This is a genomic window from Streptomyces sp. LARHCF249, from assembly GCF_052871255.1.
Genome location: NZ_JBIXJQ010000007.1, coordinates 155,867 through 170,394, shown reverse-complemented (window position 1 = coordinate 170,394; position 14,528 = coordinate 155,867). Strand labels below are relative to the sequence as shown.

Sequence of the window (14,528 nt, the reverse complement as noted above, 5' to 3'; positions counted from 1 at the left end):
AAAGGCTAGCCGCCCCCACCGACACTCCCGCCCGGCCGTCTCACCGGGCCGTCCCGCCCGCCCGTCCCGACCGGCTACTCCACGGTCTGGCGGCCTTCCGGCCGGGCGCTGCACGAGCTGCGGAAGGAGCAGTGGTCGCAGTGCTTGCCCGCGGCGGGCGCGAAGCGCTCGTCCAGCACCCGGCCGGCGGCGGTGGCGAGCAGGTCGCCGACCCACTCGCCGTCGAGCGGCTGCTGCGCCTGGATCCTGGGGACCTCGTCGCCGCCCTCCTTCTTGGGCGCGCCCTGGCGGAGCTGGACGAGCTCGGCGCCGCCGGGTGCGGGGCGCACGCCGTCGAAGACCTCGTCGACGGCGCCTTCGCGCACGGCGAGCTGGTAGACGGCGAGCTGGGGGTGGCGCGCGACCTCGTCCTTGGTGGGCGCGGCCTTGCCGGTCTTGAAGTCGACGACGTACGCACGCCCCTGCGGGTCGGATTCGACCCGGTCCATGGAGCCCCGGATCCGAACGGTGTGCTCGCCGGCTTCGAGCGTGACCTCGAACGAGTGCTCCGTGGCCACGGCCGCCCGGCCCCCGCGGTCGGTGGTGTGCCAGCGCAGGAAGCGCTCGAGGGCGGCCCGGGCGTTCTCCTTCTCCTGCGCCGACTTCCAGGGCGCGTCGAAGGCGAGGGCGTCCCAGACGGAGTCGAGGCGTTCCATGAGGACGGCCAGGTCGGCGGGGGTGCGGCCGGAGGCGACCTCGTCGGCGAGGACGTGGACGACGTTGCCGAACCCCTGGGCGGCGGTGGAGGGGGCGTCGGCCTTGACCTCGCGGCCCAGGAACCACTGGAGCGAGCAGGTGTTGGCGAGCTGGTCCAGGGCGCTGCCGGAGAGGGCGACGGGCCGGTCCCGGTCGCGCAGCGGGACGCTGCTGCGGGTGGGCTCGTACAGCCCCCACCAGCGCTGCGGGTGGGCGGCCGGGACCAGCGGGCGGTCGTCGTCGTCGGTGAGCGCGGCGAGGCGGGCGAGGCGTCGGGCGGCCGCGTCGCGCAGGGCGGGCGAGGCCTCGGGGTCGACGGTGGTGGCGCGCAGCTCGGCGACGAGGGCCGGGACGGCGAGGGGGCGGCGGGGGCGGCCGGTGACGTCCTTCGGGGTGGCGCCGAGTTCGGTGAGGAAGCGGGAGGGCTGGTCGCCGTCCTCGGCCGGGGCCTTGACGGCGGTGACGACGAGGCGGTCGCGGGCGCGGGTGGCGGCGACGTAGAAGAGGCGGCGCTCCTCGGCGAGGAGCGCGCCGGGGGTGAGGGGCTCGGCGAGGCCGTCGAGGCCGATGCGGTCGGCCTCGAGGAGGGAGCCGCGGCGGCGCAGGTCGGGCCAGAGGCCCTCCTGTACGCCGGCGACGACGACCAGGGACCACTCCAGGCCCTTGGAGCGGTGGGCGGTCATCAGCCGGACCGCGTCGGGGCGGGTGGCGCGCGTCGTCAACGTGTCGGCGGCGATGTCCTCCGCCTCCAGTTGTTCGAGGAAGTTGAGGGCTCCGCGGCCGCCGGTGCGTTCTTCGGCGCGGGCGGCGGTGTCGAACAGGGCGCACACGGCGTCGAGGTCGCGGTCGGCGTTGCGGCCGGCCGGGCCGCCGCGGCGGGCGCTGCGTTCCAGCCGCTGGGGCCAGGGGGTGCCGTCCCAGAGGGTCCACAGGGCCTCTTCGGCGGTGCCGCCGCCCTGGAGGAGCTCGCGGGCCTTGCGCAGGAGGAGGCCGAGGCGCTGCGCGCCGCGGGCGTAGGCGGGGTCGTGGGCGGTGAGCCGTTCCGGCTCGGCGAGGGCGCGGGCGAGCAGGACGTCGGAGGGCGCGGGCACCTTGACGCCCGCGGCGCGCTCCTCGTCCCGGAGGGCACGGCCGAGGCGGCGCAGGTCGGCGGCGTCCATCCCGCCGAGCGGCGAGCCGAGCAGCTCGATGGCAGCCTCGACCCCGATCCCGCCGGCGCGTCCGGGCCCCGGCCCCGGCTCGCCCGCGGCGGCCTCGGCGTTGCCGGGCTCGGCGCCCGGGACGGCTGTCGGCGGGAGCTCGCCCGGCTCCGGCGCCGCGGGGCCGGCCGGGTCGACGCCGTCCGCCGTGGCGGAGCCGGCGCGCTCGGGCGCGGCCCCGCCCGCCGCGTCGGCGGCGTCGCCGGGCACCCGACCGTGGTCCGGGACGGGCGTGGCCGCGGCAGCCGTGGCGGCCGTGCGCAGGGCTGTGAGGAGGGGGGCCACGGCCGGCTCGTGGCGGAGCGGGGTGTCCGCGCCGTCCGTTTCCACCGGGACGCCCGCCGTGATCAGGGCGCGCCGCATCGCCGGGAGGGTGCGGCCGCCGGCGCGGACCAGTACGGCCATGTCCTGCCAGGGCACGCCGTCCTCCAGGTGGGCCCTGCGCAGGATGTCGGCGATGTTGTCCAGCTCCGCCCCGGCCGTCGGGTAGGTGTACACCTCCACCCGGCCGCCCTCCCTCGTGGCGTGGAGGGCGCGGTGCGCGCGGACCGCGGACGCGGGGAGGCGGGGCAGCGGCATGCGGGCCGTGAGGAGGCGGGTGGCGGCGAGGAGGTTCGCGCCCGAGCGGCGGCCGACGGAAAGGGCCCTGACCGCCGCGCCGGGAAAGGCCGACTCGAAGTCCAGGACGTTGTTGATGTCCGCGCCGCGGAAGGCGTAGATCGACTGGTCCGGGTCGCCGAAGGCGACGAGCGTGCCGCCGGGGCCGTTCAGCGCGCGCAGCAGCCGCAGCTGGGAGGCGTCCGTGTCCTGGTACTCGTCCACGAAGATCGCGTCGTACGAGGAGGCCAGGGAGGGGGTGCGCTCCGCCAGCAGGACGGCCCGGTGCAGGAGCTCCGCGTAGTCCAGCGTGCCCTGCATGTCCAGGACGTCCAGGTACTCGGAGAGGAAGGCCGCGGCCGCCTTCCAGTCCGGGCGGCCGATCCGGTCGGCGAAGGAGGAGAGCGCGGAGGGGCCCAGCCCCAGTTCGCGGGCGCGGGCCAGCACGGCGCGGACCTCGTCCGCGAAGCCGCGGGTGGTGAGCGCGGCCCGCAGGTCGTCCGGCCAGCGGATGGAAGCGACGGCGGGGATCCGGCGCTGGCCCTCCAGGAGGGTGCGGACCATCACGTCCTGTTCCGGACCCGACAGCAGCCGCAGCGGATCGGCGAAGAGGTCGGTGTCCTGGTGGGCGCGGACCAGTCCGTAGCAGAAGGAGTGGAAGGTGGTCGCCTGCGGAGCCCGCGCGCCGCCGAGCCGCAGGGCGGCCCGGTCGCGCAGTTCCACGGCCGCCTTGCGGCTGAAGGTGAGGATGAGGATCCGGGCGGGGTCCGTGCCCGCTTCCACGCGGGCGGCGACGGCCTCGACCAGCGTGGTCGTCTTCCCGGTGCCCGGTCCGGCCAGCACCAGCAGAGGTCCGCCCGCGTGGTCAACCACCGCACGCTGCGCTGCGTCCAGGACAGGGGGGTCCACCCGTTCCGGCCCGGTGCGCACGAGGCGGTACGCGTCAGGAGTCCGCGTACGCCGCCGTTCGGTGCGGTCGGAAGGAGAGGTGATCACGTGAGCTGCCGGTCCTGGTGGGTCTTCGGGTGGCACCGCGTCGGCGGCGGCCGGAGCGGAAGAGGCAACGCTACGGCAACCGGGCGGCCCCGCGCAGTTCGTCACCGTCCCCCGGACGGGCCTTCGCACGGGCGCTCGACCGCCCGTACCGGCCGCACATGGCCGAAGCTGTCAGGTGTGAGCCTCGTCGCGGTCCCCGCCGCCGTCCCAGCGTGCCCGGCGCATGTCGAGCCGCGGCTCGCCGCCCGCCGTCAGCCGCAGCGGGGTGGCCTCGGCCCGGTAGTGCTCCAGGGCGCGGCGCTCGCTGCCGGGCAGCGGTACGCCGTCCGCGCGCACCACCCGCCACCAGGGCACGGCGCCTCCGTACAGGGCCATGACGCGCCCGACTTGGCGCGGTCCCCCCTCGCCGAGCCACTCGGCGACGTCTCCGTACGTCATCACCCGGCCGGGCGGAATACGCTCGGCCACCTCCAGCACGTGCTCCGCGTACGCGGGCAGCTCCTCGCTCATTCGGCCCATGGTGCAGCACGGCGGCCGCCCGGCGCCGGAAGACAAGGTTCCGTACCGGCGCGCACCCTGATGCCCCGCTGGCAGGTCGGTCCGTGCCACCATCTTGCGGGCGGTGACTGGTGATACGTGATCAAGAAGAGACGGAAGTGACGACGAAGGAGCAGGGTGTGAGCCCTCCGGACGGCGCGGCGGCGGACGACGACGCGACGCGCCCAGACGACGGCCCCGCCCCCCGGCCCAGACCCCTGTCCGACAGCGGCTCCGAGCAAGGATCCGACCGCGGACCCGACCGCGGACCCGGCAGCGGATCCGGCAGCCGCGAGGAGCCGGAGGGCGCGCACGGGCACGCCGCCACCGAAGCCGACCGGGTCGAGGTCGACGAACCGCTGCTCGCCGCCCGCGTGCACCGCCCGTCCGACCTCGTACGCCTGCTCGTCGGCATCCTCGGCATCGCCGTCGTCCTCGCCATCGCCGCCTTCGCCCACGGCACCACGGTGGGCCTGGAGGAGGACATCAACAAGGGCACCGGCGCGGCCCCCGTCCTGCTGATCAAGGTCGCCGCGCTGGTGTCGAGCATCGCGGTGCTGCTGCTCCCCGTCGCCTTCGCCATCGAGCGGCTGATCAAGCGCGACGGGCTGCGCATCGCCGACGGCGTGCTCGCCGCCGTCCTCGCGCACGGGGTCACCCTCGCGACCGACCTGTGGGTCTCCCAGGCCGCCCCCGACACCATCCAGGAAGCCCTCACCCAGTCCGCGGGGGCCGGCGGGGCCCTCACCGATCCGGTGCACGGCTACCTCGCGCCCGTGATCGCGTACATGTGCGCCGTCGGGATGACCCGCAGGCCGCACTGGCGCGTCGCGCTGTGGGTGGTCCTCCTGCTCGACGCGTTCACGATGCTGGTCAGCGGCTACACCACGCCCTTCTCGATCATCCTCACCGTGCTGATCGGCTGGAGCGTCGCGTACGGGACGCTGTACGCCGTCGGCTCGCCCAATGTGCGCCCCACCGGGCAGACCCTCCTCGCGGGACTGCGCCGCGTCGGCTTCCGGCCGGTCAGCGCGATGCGCGCCGAGGTCATCACCGAGGGGAGCCCGGAGGCCTCCGAGGTCAGCGACCGGGGGCGGCGCTACCACGTCACCCTGGAGGACGGCCCGCCGCTCGACGTCACCGTCGTCGACCGCGAGCAGCAGGCCCAGGGCTTCTTCTACCGGGTCTGGCGCCGGCTCACCCTGCGCGGCATCACCACCCGGCGCAGCCTGCAGTCGCTGCGCCAGGCGCTGGAGCAGGAGGCGCTGCTCGCGTACGCCGCCATCGCGGCCGGGGCGAACGCGCCGAAGCTGATCGCCACCTCCGAGCTCGGCCCGGACGCCGTGATGCTCGTGTACGAGCACCTGGGCGGCCGGACCCTGGACTCCCTCTCCGACGAGGAGATCACCGACCAGCTGAGCCGCGACGCCTGGGAGCAGGTACGGGCCCTGCAGTCGCGGCGGATCGCGCACCGGCGGCTGACCGGGGACGCCCTGGTGGTGGATCGTTCCGGCAACGTCATCCTCACCGACCTGCGCGGCGGCGAGATCGCGGCGGGCGACCTGGTGCTCCGGATGGACATCGCCCAGCTGCTGACCACGCTCGGCCTGCGGGTCGGCGCGGAGCGGGCGGTGGCCTCGGCGGTGTCGGTGCTCGGCCCGGACGCGGTGGCGGACTGCCTGCCGCTGCTCCAGCCGATCGCGCTGAGCCGGTCCACCCGGGCCACGCTGCGCAAGCTGGCCCGGGAGCGGGCGGACCGGCAGCGGGAGGCCGTACTGCAGTCCTCGCGGGCGGCGAAGGCGGTGCGCGGGGCGGACGCCTCCGCCACCAGCTCCGCCGCGGACCGCAAGGCGGAGAAGAAGGCGCTGGACGACGCGCTGGACGGGGCCCGGGAGGAGGACCTGCTGAGCCAGATCCGCCAGCAGGTGCTGCTGATCCGCCCGCAGGCGCCGGTGGAGCCGGCCCGGCTGGAGCGGATCCGGCCGCGCACGCTGGTGTCGTTCATCGCGGGCGCCTTCGGCGCGTACTTCCTGCTGACGCAGCTCGCGCACGTGGACTTCGCGACCATCGTCGGCGAGGCGCAGTGGGGCTGGGTCGGGGCGGCGCTGGCGTTCTCGGCGCTGAGCTACGTCGCGGCGGCGATGAGCCTGCTGGGCTTCGTGCCCGAGCGGGTGTCGTTCCTGCGGACCGTGGTCGCGCAGGTGGCCGGGTCCTTCGTGAAGCTGGTGGCTCCGGCGGCGGTGGGCGGCGTCGCGCTGAACACGCGGTTCCTCCAGCGGGCGGGGGTCCGGCCGGGGCTCGCGGTCGCGAGCGTGGGCGCCTCGCAGCTGTTCGGGCTGGCGAGCCACATCCTGCTGCTGCTGTCCTTCGGCTACCTGACGGGGACCGAGAAGACCCCGGAGATGACCCCGTCCCGGACGGTCATCGCGGGTCTGCTGACGGTGGCGGTGCTGGTGCTGGTGGTGACGGCGGTCCCGTTCATGCGCAAGTTCGTCGCGACGCGGGTACGGGCGCTGTTCGCGGGGGTCGTGCCGCGCATGCTGGACGTGCTCCAGCGGCCGCAGAAGCTGGTGACCGGCATCGGCGGGATGCTGCTGCTGACGGGCTGCTTCGTGATGTGCCTGGACGCGTCGATCCGGGCGTTCGGGGGCGGCCAGGCCATCAGTTACGCGAGCATCGCGGTGGTGTTCCTCGCGGGCAACGCGCTGGGGTCCGCGGCGCCGACACCGGGCGGTATGGGCGCGGTGGAGACCACCCTGACGCTGGGGCTGATCGCGGCGGGCCTGGAGAAGGAGGTCGCCATCTCGGCGGTCCTGCTGTTCCGCCTGATGACGTTCTGGCTGCCGGTGCTGCCGGGGTGGATCTCGTTCAACTTCCTGACCCGCAAGGAAGCGATCTAGCCTCCGGCCCGGTGTACGGGGTCCGCGGCCGGTACCCGTTCGGGTCAGCGCGGGGGCGGTGGAGGCCGAGGCCGCAGAGGATGGGGGCATGCCGAGAAACGTCTGGCGGGTCACCGCCGCCGCCGCACTGGCCGCCACCCTGTTCACCACGGGCGGCTGTTCCGACGACGGCGACGGGAAGAAGACGAAGGGCGACGGCGCCAAGGAGGTCAAGCCCCTCAAGTGGGGCGAGTGCCCGGCCCCCACCCCCCTGGAGGGCGGCGGCCAGGCCCCGCCCAAGGACTGGCAGTGCGCAACGCTCGACGTCCCACTCGACTACGCGAAGCCCGAGGGCGAGACCCTCCCGATCGCCCTGATCCGCGCCAAGGCCCGCGACCAGAAGAACCGCATCGGCTCGCTCGTCTTCAACTTCGGCGGCCCCGGCGGCTCCGGCATCACCACCCTCCCCGGCGCCGCCAAGGAGTACGAGGCCCTGCGCTCCCGGTACGACCTGGTCAGCTTCGACCCCCGCGGGGTGGGCCGCAGCGCCCCCGTCCGCTGCCAGGACGACAAGCAGCTGGACGCGTACTACGCCCAGGACTCCACTCCCGACAGCACGCCGGAGGAGCAGGCCTTCGTCAAGAACATCCGGACCTACCAGCAGGCCTGCAAGAAGAACTCCGACAAGGTCCTCCCCCACGTCGGCACCTCCAACGCCGCCCGCGACATGGACCGCATCCGCCAGGCCCTCGGCGACGAGAAGCTGCACTACTTCGGAATCTCCTACGGGACCGAGCTCGGCGGGGTCTACGCGCACCTCTTCCCGTCGAACGTCGGGCGGGCCGTCTTCGACGCCGTCGTGGACCCGACCAAGACCTCCGAGGGGGGCGCCCTCGGCCAGGCGAAGGGCTTCCAGCTCGCCCTCGGCAACTTCGCGCAGGACTGCGTGGACCGCGGCGACGAGTGCAAGCTCCAGGGCAGCACCGCCAAGGAGATCGAGGCCAACATCATCAAGCTGCAGAAGGACCTGTCCGCCAAGCCCATCGCCGGCATCGGCGACCGGCAGCTCACCGAGAGCCAGGCGACCAACGGCATCGCGCAGGCCCTGTACTCGCAGGAGCTGTGGCCGCTGCTGGAGCAGGGCCTCGACGAGGCGGACGGCGGGCAGGGCCAGCTGCTGCTCGCCCTCTCCGACGCGCTCAACGGCCGTGACCAGCAAGGGCGTTACAGCAACATCGGCGCGGCGAACACCGCCATCAACTGTGCCGACTCGAAGGACCGCTACACCCTGGACGAAACCAAGGCCAAGCTGCCGGCGTTCCGTTCGGCCTCGCCCGTCTTCGGCGACTTCCTCGGCTGGGCGATGATGAGCTGCACCGACTGGCCGGTCGCGGGCGCCTGGGAGACCCCGGACGTGTCCGCCCCCGGGGCCGCCCCGATCCTGGTGATCGGCAACACCGGCGACCCGGCCACTCCTTACGAGGGCGCCCGCCGCATGGTGGAGCGGCTCGGCCCGGGCGTCGGCGTGGAGCTCACCTACAAGGGCGAGGGGCACGGCGCGTACAACAGCGGCGACACCTGCGTGCAGGACGCGGTGAACGCGTACCTGCTGGAGGGGACGACGCCCGCCGCCGGGACCGTCTGCACCGCGCCCGGAGACCCGACCGCGCCCGCGACCGACCCTCCGACCGGATCCCCCGCCTGACCGGGCCGGTCCCGTCCCGGCACGTCCCGGCACGCCGGAGGGGCCGTACCCCGCATCACGCGCGGTACGGCCCCTCCGGCTGCTGACTGCTAGTAGATCGGCTTGTCGGGCTCGATCTGGTGGACCCAGCCGATCACGCCGCCGCCGACGTGGACCGCGTCCGCGAAGCCCGCGGACTTCAGGACCGCGAGGACTTCCGCACTGCGGACACCCGTCTTGCAGTGCAAGACGATGCGCTTGTCCTGCGGCAGGTCCTGGAGGGCGGTGCCCATCAGGAACTCGCCCTTGGGGATCAGCTTCGCGCCGGGAATCGAGACGATCTCGTACTCGTTGATCTCGCGGACGTCGATGATCTCGATGTTCTCGCCGTCGTCGATCCACTCCTTGAGCTGCTTGGGAGTGATCGTCGAGCCGGCGGCCGCCTCCTGGGCCTCCTCCGACACGACGCCGCAGAAGGCCTCGTAGTCGATGAGCTCGGTGACGGTCGGGTTGGGACCGCAGACCGCGCAGTCGGGGTCCTTGCGGACCTTGACCTGGCGGTACTGCATCTCCAGGGCGTCGTAGATCATCAGGCGGCCGACCAGCGGCTCACCGATGCCCGCGAGGAGCTTGATCGCCTCGTTGACCTGGATGGACCCGATGGACGCGCAGAGCACGCCCAGCACGCCGCCCTCGGCGCAGCTCGGGACCATGCCCGGCGGCGGGGGCTCCGGGTACAGGCAGCGGTAGCACGGGCCGTGCTCGGACCAGAAGACCGAGGCCTGGCCGTCGAAGCGGTAGATCGAGCCCCACACGTACGGCTTGTTCAGCAGCACGCAGGCGTCGTTGACCAGGTAGCGCGTGGCGAAGTTGTCCGTGCCGTCGACGATGAGGTCGTACTGGCTGAAGATCTCCATCACGTTCTCGGCCTCGAGCCGCTCTTCGTGAAGGACCACGTTGACGTACGGGTTGATGCCCAGCACGCTGTCGCGGGCCGACGCGGCCTTGGAACGGCCGATGTCCGCCTGGCTGTGGATGATCTGGCGCTGCAGGTTCGACTCGTCCACCTCGTCGAACTCCACGATGCCCAGCGTTCCTACGCCGGCCGCGGCCAGGTACATGAGGGCGGGCGAGCCGAGTCCGCCGGCACCCACGGCGAGCACCTTGGCGTTCTTCAGGCGCTTCTGCCCGTCCATCCCGACATCGGGGATGATCAGGTGACGCGAGTACCGACGGACCTCGTCAACGGTGAGCTCAGCAGCTGGCTCAACCAGGGGTGGCAGCGACACGGGGACTCCAGGGTCATCCCCGCGGACGCGGGGAGCATTTAAGGGTTGTGCTATCCCGTAACAGTGCCACGCCCGTCTTCATTCCAAGACACCTGTCCCGATCCGCGAGACGATTTCGTCCCAGTACGCGGGCATCGAGGCCCAGGGGTCGCGGTCGGCCGCGCCGCGCCGGTCGGTGAACCAGATGGTGCCCGCTCCCTGCCAGCGGGCGATCCGCACGGCTTCCTCCAGGTGCGTGCGCGGCACCCCGTGGACGAGGTGGCAGAACCGCTCCGGCGGATGGTCGGCCGTCCACTCCGCGACCTGCGACCAGCGGTAGTCGGCCCAGGCCCCGGAGAAGGTGACCAGCTGGTCGGCGGCGGCCAGGTAGCCCTCGTACGGGTGCGTGCCGTGCCCGAGCACGATCCGGATGTCCTCGCCGAGGCCGCGCAGGGTGTCGGCGACCCGGCGCACCGAGGCGAGTTCGGCCCTGTCCGCCGGAGCGCCGGCGAGGTAGAAGCCGCCCACCCCGTACCAGTCGCGGAAGCGGTGGGCGTCGGAGACCAGCTCCCCGAAGGACCGCGTGCCGTCTCGCATCGCGAGGTGGCCGAGGAGGCGGGGACCGGTGCCGTCCGTGCCGCGGAGCTTGGCGGCCGCCTCCGTGCAGTGCGGGTCGGGGCGCCCGCCCGGGCCGTCCGTGACGTTGAGCACGGCCCAGTGCAGCGGGGTGCCGGGGCGGGTCAGCTCCGCCCACTCGACGGGGGCGAGCAGCGGGTGCGCGTAGCCGGGGATGCCCAGACCGAGGCGGCCGGCCTCGGTGGCCGCGGCCGTCGCGGCCCCGGGCGGGGTGGTCAGATACGGCACGCCGCCTCCATCCAGATGTCCGCGAGGGACTCCTCCAGGTTGATCCGGGGCCGCCAGCCGAGCCGGTCGCGGGCGGTGCGGACGTCGGCCTGCTGCCAGGCCCCGCAGCCGTCGGGGTACGGGTACGGCTGGGGGGCCGCGGCGGCGAGCTGTTCGGCGGTCGCCTCCGAGCGGGGGGACCCGATGGCGGCGAGACCGGCCGGCCGGCCCGGGTGCGCGTGCTGCTGGGGCCCGCCGTGCGGGACGTCCAGCTCGTGCAGGGCGCCCCCGTACCCGGCGACGCGGGCGAGGACGGCGGCCGCGTCGCGCAGCCGGACCGCGCGGCCGGTGCCGATGTTGACCACGCCCTGGGCGGCCGAGAGGGAGGCGGCGTGCACGGCCCGCGCCACGTCCCGTACGTCCACGAAGTCGCGCTGCACGCCGAGCCCGCTGAGCTTGAGCTCCCCGTCCCCGGACTGCATCGCGCGCCGCATGGCCTCGGCGAGGCGGCCGAGGGGGGATCCGGCGGGGGTGCCGGGGCCGACGGGCGAGAAGACCCGGAGCACGACGGCGTCCAGCCCGGAGCCGAGCACCAGCTCGGTGGCGGCCAGTTTGCTGACCCCGTACGGCCCGCCCGGTCTCGGCACGGCGTCCTCGGCCGTGGAGGACCCGGGCTGGCTGGGCCCGTACTCGGCGGCGCAGCCGAGCTGGACGAGCCGGGCCCCGCAGCCGCTGCGGCGCAGCGATTCGCAGATGGTGGCGACGGCCACGGTGTTGTGCCGGGTGAGCTCGCGGGCTCCGCCGCGGGTGGCGCCCGCGCAGTTGATCACGACGCCGGGGTGGACGGCGTCCAGGAATCGGGTCAGCGCACCCGGGCTGCCGGTGGCGAGGTCGAACCGGACGTCGGCGTCGTCGCCGCGGCCGAGCGCGGTGAGCTGGACGGCGGGGTCGGCGAGCAGCCGGTCGGCGACGTAGCGGCCGAGGTATCCGTTGGCTCCGATCAGCAGCACCCTCATCGCGTGGCCCCTTGGTTGGTTGGCTGGCCGGTCATCTTCTGTTTCTCCTTGCGGGTGGGTGGATGGGGCCGCGCATGGGCGGATGCGCGGGACAGGGCGAGGACCGCGTGTACGAGGAGCCCCGCGGCGGCGGCGGAGGCGGCCGCCGGGGCCGGGACAAGGGCGAGCGCCAGGGCCGCGGCGACGGGGCCGCGGTGGGCGCCGTGGCGGAGCAGCAGCCTGGTCAGGAACAGCAGCAGGGCGAGCGGCACGGCCGCCGTGAGCGGGGCTCCGGCGAGTGCGGCGGCCCCGGCGGCGGCCGCGGCGAACACCGCGACGGCGGCGAGGAGCAGGGGCCGGACCCGGTCCGCGAACTCCTCCAGGGCGCGGCTCGCGGCGACCCGGGCCCGGGCCCGGGCGGCGAAGGCCGCGGCGACCAGGTGCCCGGGGGCGACGGCCAGGGCCAGGCCGAGGGCGAGGGCGGTGCCGTGCCGGTGCGCGGCCCAGCCGGCGACGGCCGCGGCGAGCAGGTGCGCGGCGTAGGGGAACCGCCCGCCGGCGGCCCGCCCGGGCCAGACGAGCGCGGCGACGGTCGCGGCCACGGCGGCGGGCCCGGCCCAGGCCGGCGCGGCGGCGGCCGCGCCGAACGCGAGGGCCCCGGGCAGCAGCGCACAGCCGAGGCGCAGGGCCGACGGCCCGGCGGGCCCGCGGGCGGGCGCGGCGGCGGGCGCCTCCGCGTGCGGGGTGCGCGCGTACAGCTCCTCGGCGAGCGAGAAGACGTCCCGGTGCCGAAAGCGGGTGGCGGTGCGGTCGGTGATCCCGTGGGCCTCGAGCCCGGCGGCGATCTCCAGTGGATCGACGGCCCGCTCACACAGCTCGCGGTGCCGGTGCAGCAGCGCCTTGACGGGATCCCCGCCCACCCGCCGCCTCCCCACCTGCGGCGCCGCTCGAGGTCCGGCTGATCCAGCCTCGCCGGCGTTTGAGGCGCGGGGTCCGGGGCGGAGCCCCGGCAGCGGGGCCGCACCGGCGGGCGGGTCCATGGTGGTCATACGGTCGCCTCCGGCAGGGGTTCGGCCCAGGTGGGGCTGGTCCAGTGGCCCGGGACGCGCGCCTCGGCGGGCCGGGCGAACGGGATCTCCCCGTCCGGCCGGGCCGAGCCGGCGGCGAGCAGCCTCAGGTAGATCTCCTGGAAGGCGGCCACGTTCTGCTCGACGGTGAACAGCTCCAGGGCCCGGGCCCGCGCGGCCGCGCCGAGCCGCTGCGCCCGCTCGGGATCCCGCAGCAGCGACAGACAGGCGTCGGCCAGGGCCCGCGGGTTGCGCGGCGGGACGACGAGCCCGGTGCCGCCGATGACCTCGCAGACGGCGCCGGCGTCGGTGGAGACGGTGGCCCGGCCGCAGAGCATCGCCTCGGCCAGGGTGACCGGGAAGCCCTCGATCACGGAGGACAGGACGACGACGCGCCCGGCTCCGTACGCCTCGGCCGGGGTGGGCGCGTCGGGCCCGCCGATCTCCTCGAAGGTGACGGGGTTCTCCCCGACGGTGACGGCGTCGGCGGCCTCGTCGGGGAAGAGCTGGGCTGCCAGGGAGCGGCAGTCGGCGAGGTAGCCGGGGGCCGCGGCCGTGGCGAAGATGCGCAGGCGGGTCTGCGGCGCGGCCTTGCGGACCTCCGCGAAGGCGTGCAGCAGGGCGATGAGGTCCTTGGCGGGCTCTATCCGGCCGACCCAGACGAGTGTGTCGGGGTCTCCGCAGTCCGCGGACTCCCCGACGGTGGCGAATCGGTCCGCCTCCATCCCGGGGTAGACCGTGCGCAGCTTGTCCCGGGTGGCCCCGCCCCGCTCCTGCCAGCGCCGGGCGTGCGCGTTGCCGGGGGTCAGGAGGTCGGCCCGGGCGTAGATCTCGCCGGCCAGCCGGATGTGGAAGGCCGCGAGCAGGGCCCGCAGGGCGGGCCGGGCGTCACGGCTCTGCTCGAGGTAGTGGGCCCGCAGCTGGACCCCGTACTCGGTGACCAGCAGCGGAACCCCGAAGAAGCGTTTGGCCAGCAGTCCGGGGAGCGCCGCGATCCCGCCCGCCGCCGCGTGGCAGACGTCGACGGTGCCGAGGCTGCCGGGCTCCTCGTACCAGTCGAGGGACAACGGCCGCAGCATCCGCTCGAGTTCGTCCACGAACTCCAGCAGGTCGGGTACCTGCGCCGCCTGCACGGTCCGCCCGGCGCCCGGCGCCCGGCAGGCGGACTCCACCGCCCGTACGGCGCGCTCGGAGCGCAGCGCCGCGTACAGGCCGCCCTGTTCGCGGGCGAGTCCGGCGAGCCCGTACAGCCCGGCCGCGAAGGCGGGTGCCTCGCCGGCGCAGATCCCGTGGACCAGTTCGCGGAAAGCATCGGCGAACCGCCGGCGCTCGCGCCGGGAGTACGTCCGTCCGTCGTCGGCGGGGACCCACAGGGGGGCGGTGCGGACCCGGGTGACGTGCTCGGGCAGCGGGACCCTCGCGCGTTCCTGCTCGGCGCTGCGGCTCAGCGCGTAGAGCTCGAACTCGTGCTGCGGGAGCCCGCGCACGAGCCGGTCGCACCACAGCCTCGCCTCTCCCGTGGCATACGGATAACCACCTTCCGTGAGCAGTCCGATCCGCACGAGTGGCACCCCCGATCTCCCGGTTCAGGCGGTCGCCGTCGGTCCGGCGACCCGCCGCGGAAGAACTCAAGCGGATACGCGGAAGGGGGGGCGGGCGGGGGGGGGGGGCGCCCCCCCGCGGGGGGGTGAGTCGGTACATTGAAAGACGGGGGGCGGGGGAGCGCGC

At 74.7% G+C, this 14,528-nt stretch carries 9 protein-coding genes; 2 read left to right on the top strand and 7 right to left on the bottom strand.

Going from position 1 to position 14,528, the window contains the following annotated elements; all coding sequences use genetic code 11:
• Positions 1 to 74 precede the first annotated feature (74 nt).
• Together ACIPUC_RS21725 and ACIPUC_RS21720 are read right to left on the bottom strand one after the other, a co-directional pair.
• Positions 75 to 3,461 carry an ATP-dependent helicase gene (locus tag ACIPUC_RS21725; protein WP_446591874.1) on the bottom strand — a complete coding sequence of 1,129 codons (3,387 nt, stop codon included), beginning with the start codon at positions 3,459 to 3,461 and terminating at the stop codon, positions 75 to 77.
• A 237-nt stretch (positions 3,462 to 3,698) separates the two neighbouring features.
• Positions 3,699 to 4,037, bottom strand: a complete 339-nt coding sequence (locus ACIPUC_RS21720) for an MGMT family protein (RefSeq protein WP_446591418.1) — start codon at positions 4,035 to 4,037, stop codon at positions 3,699 to 3,701.
• A gap of 167 nt (positions 4,038 to 4,204) precedes the next feature.
• Between ACIPUC_RS21720 and ACIPUC_RS21715 the strand changes: the two genes are divergently transcribed.
• Together ACIPUC_RS21715 and ACIPUC_RS21710 are read left to right on the top strand one after the other, a co-directional pair.
• Complete coding sequence (locus ACIPUC_RS21715) at positions 4,205 to 6,964, top strand: lysylphosphatidylglycerol synthase transmembrane domain-containing protein (protein WP_446591416.1); 2,760 nt, start codon at positions 4,205 to 4,207, stop codon at positions 6,962 to 6,964.
• 88 nt (positions 6,965 to 7,052) lie between these two features.
• Positions 7,053 to 8,648, top strand: a complete 1,596-nt coding sequence (locus tag ACIPUC_RS21710) for an alpha/beta hydrolase (RefSeq protein WP_446591414.1) — start codon at positions 7,053 to 7,055, stop codon at positions 8,646 to 8,648.
• An 89-nt stretch (positions 8,649 to 8,737) separates the two neighbouring features.
• On the opposite strand, the gene moeZ is transcribed toward ACIPUC_RS21710, so the two are convergent.
• The 5 genes from moeZ to ACIPUC_RS21685 all read right to left on the bottom strand — a co-directional run bounded on the left by moeZ (position 8,738) and on the right by ACIPUC_RS21685 (position 14,362).
• Complete coding sequence (gene moeZ / locus ACIPUC_RS21705) at positions 8,738 to 9,916, bottom strand: adenylyltransferase/sulfurtransferase MoeZ (protein ID WP_446591412.1); 1,179 nt, start codon at positions 9,914 to 9,916, stop codon at positions 8,738 to 8,740.
• A gap of 78 nt (positions 9,917 to 9,994) precedes the next feature.
• Positions 9,995 to 10,759 carry a spherulation-specific family 4 protein gene (locus tag ACIPUC_RS21700; protein ID WP_446591410.1) on the bottom strand — a complete coding sequence of 255 codons (765 nt, stop codon included), beginning with the start codon at positions 10,757 to 10,759 and terminating at the stop codon, positions 9,995 to 9,997.
• Positions 10,747 to 11,754 (bottom strand): NAD-dependent epimerase/dehydratase, encoded by a 1,008-nt coding sequence (locus ACIPUC_RS21695; RefSeq protein ID WP_446591408.1) that lies wholly within the window; start codon positions 11,752 to 11,754, stop codon positions 10,747 to 10,749. Before ACIPUC_RS21695 ends, ACIPUC_RS21700 begins: the two co-directional genes overlap by 13 nt.
• Positions 11,751 to 12,653 (bottom strand): hypothetical protein, encoded by a 903-nt coding sequence (locus ACIPUC_RS21690; protein WP_446591407.1) that lies wholly within the window; start codon positions 12,651 to 12,653, stop codon positions 11,751 to 11,753. Before ACIPUC_RS21690 ends, ACIPUC_RS21695 begins: the two co-directional genes overlap by 4 nt.
• 125 nt (positions 12,654 to 12,778) lie before the next feature.
• Positions 12,779 to 14,362, bottom strand: a complete 1,584-nt coding sequence (locus ACIPUC_RS21685; RefSeq protein ID WP_446591405.1) for a DUF3492 domain-containing protein — start codon at positions 14,360 to 14,362, stop codon at positions 12,779 to 12,781.
• Positions 14,363 to 14,528 lie beyond the last annotated feature (166 nt).